Raw genomic sequence first — 17,703 nt, 5'->3', positions numbered from 1 at the left:
CATGCGTTACATCTCGACCCGCGGAAAGGCCCCGGTTCTGAGCTTTGAAGAGGCGATGCTGTCCGGGCTTGCGCGTGACGGCGGCCTCTATGTTCCGGAAACCATCCCGCAGATGAGCGCCGAGGATATCCGCGCCCTGCATGGCCTGCCCTATGAAGACGTCGCGTTCCGCGTCATGCGCCCCTTCATCGGCAACGGGTTCACTGACGAGGTGTTTGCCGACCTGATCGCCAAGGCCTATGCCGGGTTCGGCCATGGCGCACGCGCCCCGTTGGTGCAACTGGCGCCGGGGCATTTCCTGCTGGAGCTGTTCCACGGGCCGACGCTGGCGTTCAAGGATTTCGCCATGCAATTGATCGGTCAGTTGTTTGAAGAGGCGCTGACCCGCCGTGGCGAGCGCGTCACCATCGTCGGCGCAACCTCGGGCGATACCGGGTCGGCCGCAATCGAGGCGTTCAAGGGGCTGGACGCGGTGGATGTGTTCATCCTTTACCCGCATGGCCGCGTGTCCGAGGTTCAACGCCGCCAGATGACCACGCCGTCTGAATCGAACGTGCACGCGCTGGCGCTGGACGGGCACTTCGACGACTGCCAGGCCCGCCTGAAGGACATGTTCAACGATTTCACCTTCCGGGACGCGGTGCGCCTTGCCGGGGTGAACAGCATCAACTGGGCGCGGGTTCTGGCGCAAGTCGTCTATTACTTTTCATCCGCCGTGTCCTTGGGTGCCCCGGACCGCAAGGTCAGCTTCACGGTGCCCACCGGCAACTTTGGCGATATCTTCGCAGGCTACATCGCCAAGCGCATGGGGCTGCCCATCGACAGGCTGGTGGTCGCCACGAACCAGAACGATATCCTGCACCGCTGCCTGTCCTCGGGCGACTACGCCACGTCCGAAGTGCACCCGTCGATTTCGCCGTCGATGGACATCCAGGTCTCGTCCAACTTCGAACGTGCGTTGTTCGATGCCTATGGCCGCGATGGCAGTGCGGTGGGGCAACTGATGGACGAATTGAAATCGGGCGGCTTCAAGGTCTCTCAAGGCGCACTTCAAGCGCTGCGCGACCAGTACGACAGCGGCCGCGTCAGCGAAGAAGAAACGCTTGCCATGATTGCAGAAGCCAACGCCACCATGGGCGAGCTGCTGTGCCCGCATTCCGCCATCGGCGTGAAAGTGGCCGAGGACCTGCGCGATCCGGCCGTGCCGATGATCACGTTGGCCACCGCCCACCCGGCGAAATTCCCCGATGCCGTCGAACAGGCCAGCGGCATCCGCCCGCCCCTTCCCCCGCGCATGGCAGACCTTTATGACCGGCCAGAGCGCGTGACGCAGGTCGCCAACGACCTGACTGCACTGGAAACCCTGATCAGAGAGCGTATCGCGAAGTGACAGTTGACCTGACCACGCTGGACAACGGTTTTCGCATTGTCAGCGAACACATGCCGGGGCTCCAATCCACTGCCATCGGCGTTTGGGTAACCGCAGGCGGTCGTCACGAACGGCCAGAACAGAACGGGATCGCCCATTTCCTTGAACACATGGCATTCAAAGGCACCGCGTCGCGCAGCGCCTTGCAAATCGCCGAAGCGATCGAGGACGTGGGCGGCTATATCAACGCCTATACCTCGCGCGAGGTGACCGCCTATTACGCCCGCGTTCTGAAAGACGACGTCGCGCTGGCGCTGGACGTGATATCCGACATCTTGCTTAACCCGGTCTTCGACCCCCGAGAAATCGAAGTCGAGCGTCACGTGATCCTTCAGGAAATCGGCCAGGCGCTGGACACGCCCGACGACGTCATCTTTGACTGGCTTCAGGCCCGTGCCTATCCCGACCAGCCGCTTGGCAAGACGATCCTTGGCGAGGCCGGCAACGTTCGTGGCTTTGGACGGGATGATCTGGCCAGGTTCGTCGCAGAACACTATGGCCCCGGTCAGTTGATCCTGTCGGCCGCCGGGGCTGTCGATCATGACCAGATCGTTGCCCTGGCGAAGGAAACCTTCGGCAACATGACGGCGCGAGACGACGCCAAGGTTGAACAGGCCCGGTTTGTGGGGGGCGAAACCCGCCGTGACAAGGCGTTGGAACAGGCCCATGTGGCCCTTGCCTTCGAAGGGCCGGGCTATCGTGATCCGGATTTCTATACCGCGCAGATCTATGCCGTGGCACTTGGTGGCGGCATGTCCAGCCGGCTTTTCCAGGAAATCCGCGAGAAACGGGGCCTGTGCTATTCGATTTTCGCGCAAACGGGTGCCTATGCCGATACCGGTATGACAACGATCTATGCCGGCACCGGGGCCGAAGATCTTGGAAACCTCATCAACCTGACGTTCGACGAACTGAAACGTGCGACCGAGGACATGGCCGCGGCCGAGATCGACCGCGCGCGCGCCCAGATGAAAGCCGGTTTGCTGATGGGGTTGGAAAGCCCGTCAAGCCGGGCGGAGCGGCTGGCGCGGATGATCCAGATTTGGGGCAAGGTCCCGCCGATCGAAGAAACCGTCGCCCGGATCGATGCCGTTACTGCCGACGGCGTGCGCGCCTTCGCCGATCACATTGCCCGTACAGCCCCGATGGCAATGGCGCTTTATGGTCCGGTTTCCGGTGCGCCTGATCTGGACGATTTGCTGGGGCGCCGGGTAGCCTGATGATCCTGAAACGGCGCAAACTGCGGCTGGACACCGACCGTCTGGTCTTGCGTCCGCCGCAACATGGCGATTTTAATGCCTGGGTGGCGCTGCGCATGAACAGCACCGATTTCCTGACCCCATGGGAACCCACCTGGGCCGATGATCACCTGAGCCGACGGGGCTTCACCAACCGCGTTTACTGGGCCAACCGTGCGATTGCCGGCGGTACCGCGGTGCCACTGTTTCTGTTCCACCGCGATGATGAAAACCTTGTCGGTGCGATCACGCTGGACAATATCCGCCGTGGTCCCGCGCAGGCGGGTACGCTGGGCTATTGGATCGGCGAACCCTATGCCCGGCGCGGCTATATGAAAGAGGCCATTGAGGCGATGGTTCACCACGCCTTTGCCCGTATGGACCTGAGCCGGATCGAGGCCGCCTGCCTGCCGGAAAATGTCGCCTCTCGTGGTTTGCTGGAACGCAGCGGCTTCAAATACGAAGGCGTTGCCCAAAGCTATCTTCAAATCAACGGTCGCTGGCGCACCCACGTGCTCTATGCCGCGCTGCGGATGGACCGGCGCGGGCGCACGCAAGTCGGGTGACACGGCTCTTGAGGCAAAGCTGAATCGAGCTAACATCTTTTTTGTAAAGATGGAGATGCCGATGCTGAGACTTGCCATTGCCCTGATCTGCGCCGCAACGCTGACCCATGCGCAGGACCGCCGCCCCAGCCATTGCATCGCCATCGCCGATGCCGCGCCGGGTCTGCGATATCTGCACAAGGCCGCTTGGACCGACCCACTTCCAGACTATACCGTCCGCCTGCACTACATCGCCCACGCATCATTCTTGCTGCAAACACCCGGCGGCCTCAGCGCGGTCACCGACTATGCCGGCAGCGTCGGGCCAACGCGGTTCGTTCCCGACGTGGTTACAATGAACCACGCCCATGAAACCCACTGGACCAGCGCCCCCGACTCGCGCATCCCCCATGTCCTGCCTGGCTGGGGCGCCTTTGGCGAAGGCATCGAACATCACCTCGACCTTGGCGAAATGCTGATCCGCAACGTGTCAACCGACATTCGTTCAGGCTTTACCGGGGCGGAAACCCGAGGCAACTCGATCTTCATCTTCGAAGTCGCCGGGCTGTGTATCGGCCACCTTGGCCACCTGCACCACGAACCCACACCGGAACAGTATGCCGCAATCGGGCGGCTGGATGTTGTCATGGTGCCGGTTGATGGCGGCTATACGCTTGACGTTGGCACGATGACGCGGATTGTGGAACGGCTGCGGTCCTCTGTTGTGATCCCCATGCACTGGTTTTCCGACAGGGCGCTGGGGGTATTCCTTGATGGCGTGAGCGACGTGTTTGCCATCGAGCGTGTCGACGGCAACGACATCGAACTTTCCCTGCGCACCCTGCCGAAACGTCCCACGGTGATGGTGCTGCGCCCACGCTGGTTGTCCGACCGGGGTTGAGCGCGCTGCTCTGTTGCGCCACAAGGATGCCACCCAGCGAACGGAGTGACCCATGGCGCTTGCCCCCGCCCAGGATGCCTTTGCCCAGTCCCTTGCCCGACACCTGCCCGCGGACACCCTGCGCCCCGCCGAGCCGCGCTATCTGGAAGAGCCGCGTGGCAAGTGGCATGGGAACGCAGCCTGGGTCGCCCTGCCCCGCTGCACCGACGACGTCGCAACGATCATCCGCGCCTGCGCCACAGCCCGTGTCGGCGTGATCCCCTATGGCGGCGGCACCGGGCTGGTCGCTGGACAAGTGAAACCTGATGGTCCCTTGCCACTGATCCTGTCGCTGGAACGCATGAACAAGGTCTTGGGGGTCTATCCCGAGGAAAACACCTTGATCGCGCAGGCCGGGGCGATTCTCGCCGATGTGCAGGCGGCGGCCGCAGACCGGAACCGGCTGTTTCCACTGTCGCTCGCCTCCGAAGGGTCCGCCCGCATCGGTGGGCTGCTCGGCACCAATGCGGGCGGCGTGAACGTGCTGCGCTATGGCAATGCGCGCGACCTCTGCCTGGGGCTGGAAGCAGTGCTGCCTGACGGCCAGGTCCACCACGGATTAAAGCGGCTGCGCAAGGACAACACCGGTTATGACCTGCGCAACCTTCTCATCGGTGCCGAAGGCACGTTGGGCGTGATCACCGCCGCCACGTTGAAACTGTCGCCCGTCCCCGCGGCGCAAGGCACCGCGTTCTTGGTGGTCAATGACCCCGCGGCCGCGCTCAGCCTCCTCTCACTCGCCCGGGATCACATCGGCGACGGGATCAGTGCATTTGAACTGATATCGGGAGTGGGCCTCGACTTCCTGGCCGAAAAACTGCCCGATCTCCGCCGGCCCTTCCCGGAAAACCCGCGCTGGATGGTGCTGATCGACCTCGGCCTGTCGCTGGGTCAGGACCCGCACACCGCACTCGAAAATCTGTTCGAAGCCGCATTGGCCGCAGGGCTCGTCAGCGATGGTCTGATCGCCCAGTCGGAAGCCCAGCGTCAGGATTTCTGGCGTGTGCGCGAAGACATCCCCACCGCGAACCGCATGGTCGGCGCGATTGCCAGCCACGACATCTCGCTTCCGTTGGGTGCCGTGGCAGACTTCATTGCGACTGCCCGCGAACGGCTGAAACCGCTCGGCCCGTTGCGGATCAACTGTTTCGGCCACCTCGGGGACGGCAACCTGCATTTCAACCTTTTTCCGCCAAAGGGCACGGCCCGTACCGCCTTCCTGCACCTTGCCGAAGACGGCTCGCGCATCCTGCACGAACTTGTGCACGCCACCGGCGGCTCGATCAGCGCCGAACACGGCATCGGTCGGCTCAAGGCCTCCGATCTTGAACGCTATGGCGATCCGGCGAAACTGTGGGCCATGCGCACGATCAAGACCGCACTCGACCCGCTGGGCATCATGAACCCCGGTGCGGTACTACGCCAGACGGCAACCACCTGATCCAATCCCTTGTCTTTTGTTTCACAAATACCTCGGGGGTATGGGGGCAGAGCCCCCATGCGCCTTTGCCATGCAAAGGCGCATCGGTCGGATCGGGCACAGCCCGATCCGAAACCGCGTCAGTTGCCTGCCAACTGGAACACGCATCCATCGCTGATCAGTTGCGGCGGCGTCTTGCACAGCCCCTTGGCCACCTTGAACGCCGCCAGCACCTTGGGCACATAGTCGCGCGTTTCGGTAAAAGGCGGCACCCCGTCATGCTGGGCGATGGAATTCTCCCCGGCGTTGTACCCTGCCAGCACAAGGATCGGATCGCCGTCGAATTTTTCCATCAGGAAGTCCAGAAACCGAACACCGCCTTGTATGTTCTGAGCGGCGTTCAGCGAATCCGACACACCAAAACGGGTCGCCGTCGCCGGCATCAACTGCATCAACCCCTGCGCCCCGGCTTTGCTGACCGCATCGGCTTTCCCCGAGGATTCGACCGAGATCACCGCAAGCGCCAAAGCCGGTGAAACCCTTGTGCCCACCGTGGCCAACAGGATTTCGCGGCCATAGGTATCGGCAATCTCGTGAAGACCCTGCAACCGGGGTGCGCGGACACCGAGCCCGGAAGGCGGGTTTCCCAGCCGGATCAAGGCCGGTTCCAGACGCCCGGGCCCAGTTTCCGACAAGGCCGGCGACACCGTTTGCCAAAACCATGCATAGCTGCCCCCTGGCGAAGACGGCGCCAAGGCCGCGGCCTGCACGGCCTGGCTGGCGGCTGCGGGCGCCGCGGGCTGCGGCGCGATCTGAACCGTGATGCGTTGTTTGGCTCCCTTGCCGGGCGGTTTCACCCGCTTGGCCGAGAACGTCGGGAAGGGTTTGGGCGCTTCAGCCGCCACCGGCAACGCCAGTGTGGCGGCCAGGAAAGCCGCGATCAAGAATTTCTGCATGTCTGTGCCTGCCTCTGGCTTCTTTTTTGCCAATACTCGCACAATCCCAAGCGTTCGGTAAATCTGTTGCCACAACAGAAATGAAAAACGTGGCACATTCGCCTGAACTCGTGCAGAAGAGATATTTTTGTTATTTCTTTTCAGAATCTTACGCCATTCTCCCGCAGAAATTCCTTACGTTCTCAAATTGATCCATTCACGCCAAAATACCGCCTCAAACCACTGGCTATATCGCTACATGCCGCAACGGTCGTGCTGCTTGAGCTATTCGACACCCCGACGCGGTAACGAGTGAGCAAACGCATGAACACCTACGGAGACAAGACCATGATCAAGTTCATCAAAAACTTCCGTCACGACGAAGACGGCGCCGTGACCGTTGACTGGGTCGTGCTGACCGCAGCCGTTGTTGGCCTGGCAATCACCGCCTATTCGACCATCGAACGGCAGTCGAACCGCCTGATCCGCGCCGCAGCTGGCGCCGTGGCCGCAGAAAACGATTTCTGAGATCACGCCTGAAAGAATTCACAGGAAGCGGCCCTTCGGGCCGCTTCTTTGTTTTCAAAGCTTCTGCAATTTGTTTCGCAAAACACTCTAATTGCACGGAAAATTCCCGCAATACGCCCCAATCCCGCCAGAATTGGCTGCGAAACATGATCCTGCGCCGCAACGGACCAATGCGATGGCACAGCCTCCTGCGCGGTAACGAGTGAGCAAAACACGTACATCTACGGAGACAAGACCATGATCAAGTTCATCAAAAACTTCCGCAAGGACGAAGACGGCGCCGTGACTGTTGACTGGGTCGTTCTGACCGCAGCCGTGGTCGGCTTGGCAATCACCGCCTATTCGACCATCGAACGCCAGTCGAACCGCCTGATCCGCGCTGCAGCTGGCGCCGTGGCCGCGGAAAACGATTTCTAAGATCGCCTTTCGGTACGATCTTGCAAAACGGCCCCTTGGGGCCGTTTTGTCGTTCCTGCAGCCAGGTTGTGGACAGACTGTTTCCACGAATGCGGACAATTTAGCCTATTCGTCCAAATTCGTTCCGCAATTCCGCCTCTTTTCAGCACCAACTTGTTTCCATCTCAGCGTCCGGGACGAGGAGCGAGGCCCGTCGCAATGACGTGGAAACCCAAAGTACGCCAATGGAGACAAGACCATGATCAAGTTCATCAAAAACTTCCGCCACGACGAAGACGGTGCCGTGACCGTTGACTGGGTGGTTCTGACCGCAGCCGTTGTTGGACTGGCAATCGCCGCCTATTCGACCATCGAACGTCAGTCCAACCGCCTGATCCGCGCCGCAGCTGGCGCGGTGGCAGCGGAAAACGATTTCTGATCTTCACGCCAAGAAACGCAACACGGCCCGATCAGTGCCGTGTCGCAGCTTCTGACACACTCAGGACGTTCTCAAACAATTGCCCGCATCTTGGCCCATGGAGGACAGAATTGCCCGGCATCCTGACGTCAGTAGCAACGTGAAACAGATGCGCCCCAGGCGCACGGCCGAAAGTGAGGTAAGGTTATGCGACTGATTTTCGGATTGGTCCTTCTTGTGGGTGTCGCCCTGGCAGGTGGCGCGGTCTATATGGCGCAGACATATGTCGGGTCGTACCAGGCAGCGCTGGAAGCAGAGCGCAACAAGGACGGTGAATATGTGCCGTTGGTCGATATCTATGTCGCCAACCGACAGATCAGCTATGGCGAGCCGATCAAGCCCGAAGATGTGAAGCTGATCCGCTTCCCGAAAGAATCGCTGCCGGCCGGCGTATTCTCGAAAAACCGCCCCCCCTTCTCGGAAGGCGAGGCACCGCGTATTGCACTGCGCAAGATGGAAATCAACGAACCGCTGATGGCTGTCAAGCTGAGCGAACCGGGCGCGCCGACCGGCCTTGCTGCCCGCCTGGAACGTGGGCAACGCGCCTTCACCATTGAGGTCGATACCTCGAACGGGATGAGCGGAAGCATCCGCGTCGATGACCGGGTCGAAGTCTATTGGACCGGCCAGCCGCCCGAAGACGAAAATGGCAACGGCGGTCGCAATGACGTCACCCGCCTGATCGAAAGCGGCCTGCGGGTGATCGCACTGGACCAGAACGCCGATGCCTCTGATCCCAGCGCGGTGATGGATGCCCGCACGGTGACCGTGGCAGCCACGCCGAAACAGGTTGCATCGCTGGCGCAGGCCCTGCAGACCGGCCAGCTGACGCTGTCGCTGATGGGCACCAACGACGAGGCCGTGACCCACGCCGTCGAGGTCGACCAGCGCGATCTCCTGGACATGGAAAAGCCAGTGCAGCAGGTTCAGGTCGAAAAACCGCGCGTCTGCACCATGCGCACCCGCAAGGGTGCCGAGGTGGTCGAAACGCCGATCCCCTGCACAAACTAATGCGATTACAACAACTTGTCCCCGCCACCGCAGGAATTCCGGTGGCGGGACAATTCGTTTTGAACTTCGCCTGTTGCCATTGGCCCACATAAAGCAAGAACGCGAAGCCATTGATTCTTGCAAAAAAATTGAAATTGACGCAGGATCGTCAAAAGAGTGGGCAAAAAGACCCGCAGCAGAGGCGTGATCGGAGAGGCAGGTCACATGAAATTCGACGGTTTTCTTAAGGCGGCCCTTACGGGTCTTATCCTTGCGTATACTCCTATTGCTGCGGGTCCGGTGGCTGCCGAAACGCTGCGGGTTGTCCGGGGCAACCTTTCGTCCACGCTGAACGTCCCGATGAATCGGGCGGTGGTGGTCGAAGCGGATCAGCCTTTCGCGGAACTCAGCATCGCCAATCCAGAAATCGCCGACATCTCTTCGCTGTCGGATCGCTCGATCTATGTCCTGGGCAAAACCCCCGGCATCACGACGCTCACGATCCTTGACGGCAACGGTCGGCTGATCACCAACGTCGACGTCCGCGTTGCCGCCGACGTGACCGAGTTCAAGGAGCGCTTGCGTCAGATCCTGCCGGGCGAAAAGATCGAAGTGCGCACCGCCAACGATGGCATCGTTCTGTCCGGCACTGTATCGAGCACGCAAAAGCTCCAACGCGCGCTGGATCTTGCTGAGCGCTATGCTCCGGACCGGGTGTCGAACCTGATGACGGTGGGCGGCGTTCAACAGGTGATGCTGAAGGTTCGTTTTGCCGAGATGCAGCGCTCTGTGTCGAAATCGCTGCAAACGTCGCTGGCCACCGCCGGCACCTTGACCGGCAGCGGCAACGGCCTGGAAATCGGCACCGGCAACGCAACCGCCAATGCCGCGGGGGATTCGGTTGCCACCAAACTCGGGCCGAGCTCGACAGCGGGGGGCGCGATCCTGTTCGGCTTCAACGCCGGCGGGCTCGAAGTTGGGATCTTGCTGGAAGCGCTTGAATCCAAAGGCGTCGTGCGGACCCTGGCCGAGCCGAACCTGACAGCGCTTTCCGGGCAGGAAGCCAAGTTCCTGGCCGGCGGGGAATACCCGGTACCCGCACCGCAAAGCGATGGCACCATCAGCATCGAATACAAACCCTTCGGGATCGAGCTGAACTTCGTTCCGCGGGTCATCGATGGCGATCTGATCAACCTGGAAATGGAAGCAGCGGTTTCGTCGATCGACTCGGCCAACGGGATCGACTTCAACAACCTGCGTGTCGATGCGTTCAAAAAGCGCAAGACCTCGACAACGGTTGAACTGCGAGATGGCGAAAGCTTTGCGGTCGCCGGCCTGTTGCAGGACGATTTTCTTGACAATTCTTCGCAAATTCCGTGGCTTGGCGACATCCCGGTCCTTGGCTCCCTGTTCCGCAGCGCCGACTACCAGCGCCAGCAGTCGGAGCTTGTGGTGATCATCACACCGCATCTTGTGACACCCACCCGGGGCGAGGCGCTTTCGCTTCCGACCGATCGGGTCACGCTGCCGTCGGAAAAGGATCTGTTCCTGTTCGGGCGCGTGACCGGCGATTCCCGCAAACCGGCGGCCAAGGGCGCCGCGGGCGAAGTTGCCAAGCAGGACTTCAGCGGGTCCTATGGCTATGTGATGGACTAAGAATGATGCGGGGGCACATGACACATAAACTGATGTTTTCGGTCAGCGCGCTTGCGCTGCTGACCGCCTGCACAAACACTGATCCGATCTATTCCCAGTTCCACTGGGAAGCCGGGTCGACCGTCGACAATGGCGAATTCGGCAACGCCACGATGAACAACACCCAGCTGATGACCGGCGAAAAGAGCTATACGCTCGACTTGGCCAAAAGGTTCGCGTCAGAGATTCATTCGACCGTCAACTTCGCCTTCAACAGCGCGCAGCTGGATGCAGAGGCCACTGCAGTGTTGCGCCAACAGGCCGACTGGATCCGCCAGTTCCCCGAGGTCCGCTTCCGCGTCTATGGTCACACCGACCTTGTCGGCTCGGCCGCCTATAACAGGAACCTTGGTCTGCGCCGCGCCAATGCGGTGGTGAATTATCTCGTGTCCCAAGGCATCAGCCGCTCGCGCTTGGAGGCTGTTGTCTCCTACGGCGAGACTCAGCCGCTGATCGTGACACAGGGCCGCGAACGCCGGAACCGCCGGACCGTAACCGAGGTATCCGGCTTCGTCAAAAGCCATCCGTCGGTTCTGGACGGCAAATATGCCGAGGTCATCTATCGCGAATACATTGCAAGCGCGGTGCCAGCACAAACGATTCAAGGCACCACCACCGCAAACAGCGACGGCTAAACCCAGACAAAACCTGGAAAAACAAAGGCGCCCTGATCACTGGGGCGCCTTTTGTCTTGCGGCGTCACCCCCTCCGGCGGGGTCACTGTCCGCCATCGGATCGTCCGGCAATACCGCACAATTTCGGTTTTTTGGTCCAAATGTTGCCTACATTCTAGACCAGTTTCAGGTGTGAGGAAAACCTGTGTGACCGACTCGGATCCGCGACATCCGTAGCACCGAAACGAGCGCAACGCGCGTTTCACCGAGTGTGAAGTCGGACATGTGCAGGCAGTAAAGGACGTGAGGCTTATGACGAGTAATTCTTCGAATATTGCGGACCCCGCACCGATCCTGGCCTGCACCATCTGTCGGGACGTGCAGAATTTCGATCTGTTGATCGAAGACATGGAAGCGGTGATGGGTGAGGCCTGGGGCGACCTTGGCTTCGAGGAAGCCTTTGTCTTCCTTGGCCAGGAAGAAGCCGATGCGCTGGAATTCGTTGCCATGGCGATCGACGATGTCGACGAAGAAAACCTGACCCAGCTGAGCCAGATCATCGCCGCCGCCAAGGCACGCGGGGTCAACGTGATCCTGATTGCCGAAGATGTATCCCCCGCTGCCCTGCACCAACTTCTGCGTGGTGGTGCCGATGAATTTGTCCCCTATCCCCTTCCCGAAGGCGAACTGGCCGCAGCGGTGGACCGCCTGCGCGCCCGCGACGTTGCCCCGCCGGCCCCTGCCGTTCACGCGCAACCCGGCGCGCAATTGAGCAAGAAAAACGACGGCAACGGCGCCATCATCGCCGTGCAGGGCCTGGCCGGTGGCTGCGGCACGACGACCATGGCCGTGAACCTTGCCTGGGAACTGGCCACCGTGGACAAGAAGGCCAGCCCGCGGGTCTGCCTGATTGACCTTGGTCTGCAATTCGGATCGGTCGCGACCTATCTTGACCTGCCCCGCCGCGATGCCGTGTTCGAGCTGCTTCAGGATATCGAGAACATTGATGAAGACAGCTTTGGCGGCGCGCTGGTCGGGTTCGAGGACAAGATGCAGGTGCTGACTGCACCGGCCGATATCCTGCCGCTCGACATGATTTCTCCGCAGGACGTGAACGCGATCCTCGACGTGGCCGCCAGCCACTTTGACTATGTCGTTGTCGACATGCCGTCGACGCTGGTGCAATGGTCCGAGGTGCTACTGGACCGTGCGTCGGTCTATTTCGCGATGATCGAACTGGATATGCGCTCGGCCCAGAACACACTGCGCCTGCGCCGGGCGCTGGAATCGGAAAACCTGCCGTTCGACAAGATCCGGTTCGTGCTGAACCGGGCGCCAAAATTCACTGACCTGCAAGGCAAGAGCCGGGTCAAGCGTCTGGCCGACAGCCTTGGCATCGCCATTGACGTGCAATTGCCCGATGGCGGCAAGGCGGTTCTTCAAGCCTGCGACCACGGCCTGCCGCTGGCCAGCCAGGCGTCCAAGAACCCGCTTCGCAAGGAAATCTCGAAAATCGCCGGATCGCTGCACGCCTTCGGCGAAAGCCAGTCCGAAGCTGCTTGAGTAAAGAGGCAACCTCCTGATGTTCTCACGTTACCAAAAGTCCAAGGGACCGGTTGACAGCCCGAAAAAGGCCGGGTCGGTGGCAGCAATTGCCGCAGAACTGGCCGAAGCGCCCAAGCCCAAGATGGCCCGCAAGGCACCGCCCAAACCCAAGGATGACCCGATCGCGGCAGAGCCCAAGCGCGGCGACCGCGAGCAAAAGCGTAAAGACAAGATCAACGAACTGAAGCTTGAGCTGCATCGCGCTCTGCTGGAAAACCTGAACCTTTCCGCGCTGGAACAGGCATCGGAATCCGACCTGCGCCGCGAAATCGCCGAGATCACGACCGAAACGCTGGAAACCAAGGGTGTCACGCTGAACCGCGAGACCCGCAACATCCTGCACGATGAACTCTATGACGAAGTGAAGGGCCTTGGCCCGCTTGAAACGCTTCTGAAAGACGAAACCATCAGCGATATCCTGGTCAACGGTCCGAAACAGATCTTCGTGGAACGCAGCGGCAAACTGCAACTGTCTGATGTCGTCTTCAAAGATGAAAAGCACCTGCTGCGGATCATCGACAAGATCGTGTCTGCCGTGGGCCGCCGAGTCGATGAATCGAACCCCTATGTCGACGCGCGTCTTGCCGACGGCTCGCGTTTCAACGCCATGGTGCCTCCGATCGCTGTCGATGGCTCTCTGGTGTCGATCCGGAAATTCAAGAAAGACAAGCTGGGCATCGACGACCTGGTAAGATTCGGTGCCTTTACCGAAGAAATGGCGGTCTACCTTCAGGCCGCGGTGTCGACCCGTCTGAACGTCATCGTGTCCGGCGGGACGGGTTCGGGTAAGACGACCACGCTGAACGCCCTGTCGTCCTTCATCGACGACAGCGAACGCATCCTGACGATCGAAGATACCGCCGAACTTCAACTGCAACAGACCCATGTGGGCCGGATGGAAAGCCGCCCGCCAAACGTCGAAGGCAAGGGCGCGGTCACCCCGCGCGACTGCCTGAAGAACGCGCTGCGGATGCGTCCGGACCGGATCATCGTGGGGGAAACCCGCGGTGAGGAAGTGATCGACATGTTGCAGGCCATGAACACCGGCCACGACGGGTCCATGACCACGATTCACGCCAACAGCGCCCGCGACGGTGTCAGCCGTCTGGAGAACATGATCGCCATGGCCGGCATCGAAATGCCGCTCAAGGCGATGCGGTCCCAGATCGCGTCGGCTGTGCACCTCATCGTGCAGGCCAGCCGTCTTCAGGACGGCACCCGCCGCATGACCTCGATCACCGAGATCACCGGCATGGAAGGCGAAGTCATCTCGATGCAGGAAGTGTTCAAGTTCCAGCGCACCGGCCTCACGCCGGACAACAAGATTATCGGTTATTTCACGGCAACAGGCGTGAGAAGCCACTTTTCAGAGCGGTTCCGGATGTGGGGCTACGATTTGCCTGCCTCGATCTTCGAACCCATGGTTATGGAGTAACGAATGGGCGCGATCGGAATCGAACCGTTTATCTATCTGGGCATCTTCGTCGGCGTTCTGGTTCTGGTCGAGGGTGCCTATCTGGTCTTCTTTGGCAAGTCGATCAGCTTCAACAAGCGTGTCAACCGACGCCTTGAAAAACTGACAGAAGGGCAGCGTCGTGAAGACGTGCTGCGCCAGCTCCGCAAGGAGATGGACCAGCACATGGACAGCCAAACCATCCCGCTCTACTCGCTGTTGTCGGACAAGGCGCAGAAAGCCGCGATTGCGTTCACGCCAAAGCAGCTGATCATGATCATGGTCCTTGTCAGCGCATTTGCGTTCATGGGCCTGACCATCGGCACTCAGGCCAGCGTGGCTGTCAAGGCGCTGCTGGGCGTTGCGATGGGCGTCGGCGGCGTGTTCATGTGGGTCAGCCACAAGGCGAAGAAACGCATGGGCATGATCGAAGAACAACTGCCTGACGCGGTTGAACTGATGGTCCGGTCGCTACGCGTGGGGCACCCGTTCTCTTCTGCGATCTCGATTGTGTCCAAGGAAATCCAGGACCCGCTTGCCACCGAATTCGGTGTCATTGCTGACGAGGCAACCTATGGCCGCGACGTGGGTGAAAGCCTGAAACACATGGCCGAACGCCTGGACATGCAGGATTTGCGTTTCCTTGCGGTCGCAGTGGCGATCCAGCAGCAATCGGGGGGCAACCTGGCAGAAATCCTGGAAGGTCTGGCCAAGGTGATCCGCGCCCGGTTTCGCCTGTTTCGCCGGGTCAAGGCAATCACCGCCGAGGCACAATGGTCGGGCAAGTTCCTGTCCGGTTTCCCGGTGGCGGCGCTCGTCTTCATCCAGATTTTCAAGCCCGGCTACTATGACGGGGTCAAGGACCACCCGTGGTTCATTCCCGCCTGTTTCGTTGTGGGTATCATGCTGACGTTGAACCTGCTGGTGATGCGCCATCTCGTGAACATCAAGGTCTGAGGGGGCAACCATGGAAACGTTCCAGGCAATCAGCTTCATGCTGACCGACATGCTGGGCCCGATGGGCCCGCTGATTGGGTTCGGCGGCTTCGGTGCCTTCATGCTGCTGGCCGCGATTCCACTTTTGATCGGTGGCAAGAAAGACCCGCTTGATCGCATCAAGCAGGAATCGATTCGCATGGGCGTTGGTCCTGCCGGCGGCAAGAGCAAGATGGTCCTGCGCGACAAGGGCGGCAACGGGCGGCTGAACAAATACGCCGCGATGCTCACGCCCGAAGACGAAGGTCAGATGACCGAGATGCGCCAGAAGATGATGAAGGCCGGATATTCGTCCCGCGACTCCGTCGGTATGTTTTTCCTGGCGCAGTTCGGGCTCGCCATTGGCGGGCTGGTACTTGGCGTGTTCTATCATTACGTCCTGACCGATGCGGCAAATGCCACCACGCAACAGACCATGACGCATATCCTTGGTCCGCTTGTCGTGGGCTACATGGCACCGAAATACTGGCTGACCAAGCGCACCGCAAAACGGCAAGAGGAAATCACCGACGGTTTCCCCGACGCGCTGGACATGATGCTGGTCTGTGTGGAAGCGGGCCAGTCCATGGACCAGGCCATTCTGCGCGTTGCGATGGAACTGAAGGCCTCTTACCCCGCGCTGGCCGACGAATTCCAGATGGTCGCGAACGAGGTCAAGGCCGGCAAGGACAAGACCAGCGTCCTGAACGACATGGGCGAACGCTGTGGCGTTCAGGATGTGTCGTCTTTCGTGACCGTGCTGAACCAGTCGCAGACTTTCGGCACTCCAGTCGCCGACGCGCTGCGGGTCTATGCCGCGGAAATGCGTGACAAACGAGTCATGCGCGCCGAAGAAAAGGCCAACAAGCTGCCGACGAAGATGACTTTGACCACCATGATGCTTACCGTTCCGCCATTGCTGATCATCCTCGTGGGTCCTTCCGCGGTGGGGATCACCAAAATGGGCGACATTGGTGGCGGAAACAGTGCGCAAGTGGACTTGGAAAAGAACGACTCCGACGGCGATCTCTAAACTGCTGCTGGCTTTGACGCTGGAATTGGCCGCCTGCTCACCGGGCGGCCTTTCCACGCGTGGCGATCAGGTCTATGCCCCGTCGCTGGACCCGCGCGGCGAAGAGGTGGACCAGTTGCTGGTCGGTCACCGCCTGATGGCTGCGGGCCAGCATGAACTGGCGCTCGAGGCCTTTACCCGCGCCGCTGGTGCACAAGGCCTGACTGGCGAAGTGTTGTCGGCGCTCGGCAGCGCGAACCTTGGCCTTGGCCGGCTGAACCAGGCTGAAAAGCTGTTGCGCCGCGCCGTCGAGAAAGAGCCGGACTGGCCCGAGGTCTGGAACAACCTCGGCGTGGCGCTGATGGAGCGTGGCAAAACTGCCGAAGCCGAACAGGTCTTCAAACGCGCCTATGCACTAGACAATGGCCAAAATGATTCGATCCGTGATAACCTGCGATTGGCTCTCCAAAAACTGGATGAAACCGTGTATGATGAGCCACAAGAAAAAGAATACAAACTGGTGCGCCGCAGCAGCAGCGACTACTTGATCAGGCGCGCCGGATCGTGAGGCAGAGCAGTAAAAGGACGCAGCAACATGCGCCACCCCATCCTCGTTTCCCTGTGTGCGGCCAGCACGTTGCTTGTGGCAGCTTGTGACAAGTCCGGTGATGTCGAACGCAAGTTGCAGGACGTGAACGTCGTCGACGAAACCAACCTCAACGACGTAATGTTGACGGTGGCCGACCCGAACGAAGCGGTCAGCTATTTCCAGCGCGCCCTGCGCACCCATCCCGACCGGATCGATTTGATGCGCGGGCTTGCTTATTCGTTGATCCGCGCCAAGCGGACCGAGGAAGGCGCGGTGGCCTGGGCTAAGGTTGCCGACCACAAAGACGCCACCAACGAAGACCGGGTCGAACTGGCCGATGCGTTGATCCGCGCCAACCAATGGGACCGCGCTCAGCAAGTGCTGACCGCCATTCCGCCAACCCATGAAACGTTCAAGCGTTACCGGCTGGAAGCGATGATTGCCGACAGCCAGAAGGATTGGAAAAAGGCCGACAGTTTCTATGAAACGGCCGTGGGCCTGACCACCAAACCGGCGTCTACCCTGAACAACTGGGGCTATTCGAAACTGACCCGGGGCGACTATCCCGGCGCGGAACGCCTGTTCAGCCAGGCGATCCGGCAGGACACCACGCTTTTCACCGCCAAGAACAACCTTGTTCTGGCACGCGGGGCGCAGGGCAACTACTCGATGCCGGTGATGCCGATGACACAGGTGGAACGGGCGCAACTGCTCTACACCATGGGCCTGTCGGCGGTGAAACGGAACGACGTGGAGATCGGCAAGGGCCTGTTCCGCGAAGCTATCGAAGCCCACCCGCAGCACTTCGAAGCCGCGGCCCGCAGCCTTGAAGCGCTGGAAGCCAACGTCGGGGGCTAAGGC

Annotated in this window: 18 protein-coding genes; 17 read left to right on the top strand and 1 reads right to left on the bottom strand. The window is 60.6% G+C overall.

Annotated features, from left to right (window positions below):
* Position 1 precedes the first annotated feature (1 nt).
* The 5 genes from thrC (at position 2) to VK792_RS12035 (ending at position 5,593) form a co-directional block, all read left to right on the top strand.
* Complete coding sequence (gene thrC, locus VK792_RS12055) at positions 2-1,390, top strand: threonine synthase (protein WP_326297757.1); 1,389 nt, start codon at positions 2-4, stop codon at positions 1,388-1,390.
* Positions 1,387-2,649 (top strand): M16 family metallopeptidase, encoded by a 1,263-nt coding sequence (locus VK792_RS12050; RefSeq protein ID WP_326297756.1) that lies wholly within the window; start codon positions 1,387-1,389, stop codon positions 2,647-2,649. The genes thrC and VK792_RS12050 overlap by 4 nt, the downstream gene beginning before the upstream one ends.
* On the top strand, positions 2,649-3,233 hold the full coding sequence (locus VK792_RS12045; RefSeq protein ID WP_326297755.1) for a GNAT family N-acetyltransferase: 585 nt from the start codon (positions 2,649-2,651) through the stop codon (positions 3,231-3,233). The genes VK792_RS12050 and VK792_RS12045 overlap by 1 nt, the downstream gene beginning before the upstream one ends.
* 61 nt (positions 3,234-3,294) lie before the next feature.
* Positions 3,295-4,113 carry an MBL fold metallo-hydrolase gene (locus tag VK792_RS12040; protein ID WP_326297754.1) on the top strand — a complete coding sequence of 273 codons (819 nt, stop codon included), beginning with the start codon at positions 3,295-3,297 and terminating at the stop codon, positions 4,111-4,113.
* Between the two features lie 52 nt (positions 4,114-4,165).
* Positions 4,166-5,593: an FAD-binding oxidoreductase gene (locus tag VK792_RS12035; protein ID WP_326297753.1), complete on the top strand. Its 1,428-nt coding sequence runs from the start codon at positions 4,166-4,168 to the stop codon at positions 5,591-5,593.
* 119 nt (positions 5,594-5,712) lie between these two features.
* On the opposite strand, the gene VK792_RS12030 is transcribed toward VK792_RS12035, so the two are convergent.
* The gene (locus VK792_RS12030; RefSeq protein ID WP_326297752.1) at positions 5,713-6,528 is read right to left on the bottom strand and encodes a lytic transglycosylase domain-containing protein; all 816 of its coding nucleotides are present in this window, start codon (positions 6,526-6,528) and stop codon (positions 5,713-5,715) included.
* Positions 6,529-6,855: 327 nt separating this feature from the next.
* On the opposite strand from VK792_RS12030, the gene VK792_RS12025 reads away from it, so the two are divergent.
* The 12 genes from VK792_RS12025 to VK792_RS11970 all read left to right on the top strand — a co-directional run bounded on the left by VK792_RS12025 (position 6,856) and on the right by VK792_RS11970 (position 17,700).
* A complete protein-coding gene (locus VK792_RS12025) occupies positions 6,856-7,035 on the top strand; it encodes a hypothetical protein (protein WP_326297805.1) in 180 nt (59 codons plus the stop codon).
* Between the two features lie 237 nt (positions 7,036-7,272).
* Complete coding sequence (locus VK792_RS12020) at positions 7,273-7,452, top strand: Flp family type IVb pilin (RefSeq protein WP_326297751.1); 180 nt, start codon at positions 7,273-7,275, stop codon at positions 7,450-7,452.
* A 238-nt stretch (positions 7,453-7,690) separates the two neighbouring features.
* Positions 7,691-7,870 carry a Flp family type IVb pilin gene (locus VK792_RS12015; protein WP_326297750.1) on the top strand — a complete coding sequence of 60 codons (180 nt, stop codon included), beginning with the start codon at positions 7,691-7,693 and terminating at the stop codon, positions 7,868-7,870.
* Positions 7,871-8,056: 186 nt separating this feature from the next.
* Complete coding sequence (cpaB, locus tag VK792_RS12010) at positions 8,057-8,920, top strand: Flp pilus assembly protein CpaB (protein ID WP_326297749.1); 864 nt, start codon at positions 8,057-8,059, stop codon at positions 8,918-8,920.
* A 204-nt stretch (positions 8,921-9,124) separates the two neighbouring features.
* Positions 9,125-10,555 carry a type II and III secretion system protein family protein gene (locus tag VK792_RS12005; protein WP_326297748.1) on the top strand — a complete coding sequence of 477 codons (1,431 nt, stop codon included), beginning with the start codon at positions 9,125-9,127 and terminating at the stop codon, positions 10,553-10,555.
* 17 nt (positions 10,556-10,572) lie between these two features.
* The gene (locus VK792_RS12000) at positions 10,573-11,229 is read left to right on the top strand and encodes an OmpA family protein (RefSeq protein WP_326297747.1); all 657 of its coding nucleotides are present in this window, start codon (positions 10,573-10,575) and stop codon (positions 11,227-11,229) included.
* Positions 11,230-11,520: 291 nt separating this feature from the next.
* Positions 11,521-12,771 (top strand): CpaE/TadZ family protein, encoded by a 1,251-nt coding sequence (locus VK792_RS11995; RefSeq protein ID WP_326297746.1) that lies wholly within the window; start codon positions 11,521-11,523, stop codon positions 12,769-12,771.
* A 19-nt stretch (positions 12,772-12,790) separates the two neighbouring features.
* Positions 12,791-14,248: a TadA family conjugal transfer-associated ATPase gene (locus VK792_RS11990; RefSeq protein WP_326297745.1), complete on the top strand. Its 1,458-nt coding sequence runs from the start codon at positions 12,791-12,793 to the stop codon at positions 14,246-14,248.
* A gap of 3 nt (positions 14,249-14,251) precedes the next feature.
* Complete coding sequence (locus VK792_RS11985) at positions 14,252-15,223, top strand: type II secretion system F family protein (RefSeq protein WP_326297744.1); 972 nt, start codon at positions 14,252-14,254, stop codon at positions 15,221-15,223.
* A 10-nt stretch (positions 15,224-15,233) separates the two neighbouring features.
* Positions 15,234-16,274, top strand: coding sequence for a type II secretion system F family protein (locus VK792_RS11980; RefSeq protein ID WP_326297743.1), 1,041 nt, complete (start codon positions 15,234-15,236; stop codon positions 16,272-16,274).
* Positions 16,275-16,278: 4 nt separating this feature from the next.
* Entirely contained in the window at positions 16,279-16,821 is a 543-nt protein-coding gene (locus VK792_RS11975; RefSeq protein ID WP_435404850.1) for a tetratricopeptide repeat protein, read from the top strand.
* 27 nt (positions 16,822-16,848) lie between these two features.
* Entirely contained in the window at positions 16,849-17,700 is an 852-nt protein-coding gene (locus VK792_RS11970; protein WP_326297742.1) for a tetratricopeptide repeat protein, read from the top strand.
* Positions 17,701-17,703: the final 3 nt, after the last annotated feature.

This window comes from Mesobacterium hydrothermale (assembly GCF_035818635.1).
GTDB lineage: Bacteria > Pseudomonadota > Alphaproteobacteria > Rhodobacterales > Rhodobacteraceae > Mesobacterium_A > Mesobacterium_A hydrothermale.
Note: the sequence above shows the minus strand (reverse complement) of the source record. Positions and strands in the feature narration are given on the sequence as shown.

Bases quoted from the DNA above. Each gene is read 5' to 3' on its own strand.
- thrC (WP_326297757.1), top strand. From the start codon at position 2: ATGCGTTACATCTCGACCCGCGGAAAGGCCCCGGTTCTGAGCTTTGAA.
- VK792_RS12045 (WP_326297755.1), top strand. From the start codon at position 2,649: ATGATCCTGAAACGGCGCAAACTGCGGCTGGACACCGACCGTCTGGTC.
- VK792_RS12040 (WP_326297754.1), top strand. From the start codon at position 3,295: ATGCTGAGACTTGCCATTGCCCTGATCTGCGCCGCAACGCTGACCCAT.
- VK792_RS12035 (WP_326297753.1), top strand. From the start codon at position 4,166: ATGGCGCTTGCCCCCGCCCAGGATGCCTTTGCCCAGTCCCTTGCCCGA.
- VK792_RS12030 (WP_326297752.1), bottom strand. From the start codon at position 6,528: ATGCAGAAATTCTTGATCGCGGCTTTCCTGGCCGCCACACTGGCGTTG.
- VK792_RS12025 (WP_326297805.1), top strand. From the start codon at position 6,856: ATGATCAAGTTCATCAAAAACTTCCGTCACGACGAAGACGGCGCCGTG.
- VK792_RS12020 (WP_326297751.1), top strand. From the start codon at position 7,273: ATGATCAAGTTCATCAAAAACTTCCGCAAGGACGAAGACGGCGCCGTG.
- VK792_RS12015 (WP_326297750.1), top strand. From the start codon at position 7,691: ATGATCAAGTTCATCAAAAACTTCCGCCACGACGAAGACGGTGCCGTG.
- cpaB (WP_326297749.1), top strand. From the start codon at position 8,057: ATGCGACTGATTTTCGGATTGGTCCTTCTTGTGGGTGTCGCCCTGGCA.
- VK792_RS12005 (WP_326297748.1), top strand. From the start codon at position 9,125: ATGAAATTCGACGGTTTTCTTAAGGCGGCCCTTACGGGTCTTATCCTT.
- VK792_RS12000 (WP_326297747.1), top strand. From the start codon at position 10,573: ATGACACATAAACTGATGTTTTCGGTCAGCGCGCTTGCGCTGCTGACC.
- VK792_RS11995 (WP_326297746.1), top strand. From the start codon at position 11,521: ATGACGAGTAATTCTTCGAATATTGCGGACCCCGCACCGATCCTGGCC.
- VK792_RS11990 (WP_326297745.1), top strand. From the start codon at position 12,791: ATGTTCTCACGTTACCAAAAGTCCAAGGGACCGGTTGACAGCCCGAAA.
- VK792_RS11985 (WP_326297744.1), top strand. From the start codon at position 14,252: ATGGGCGCGATCGGAATCGAACCGTTTATCTATCTGGGCATCTTCGTC.
- VK792_RS11980 (WP_326297743.1), top strand. From the start codon at position 15,234: ATGGAAACGTTCCAGGCAATCAGCTTCATGCTGACCGACATGCTGGGC.
- VK792_RS11970 (WP_326297742.1), top strand. From the start codon at position 16,849: ATGCGCCACCCCATCCTCGTTTCCCTGTGTGCGGCCAGCACGTTGCTT.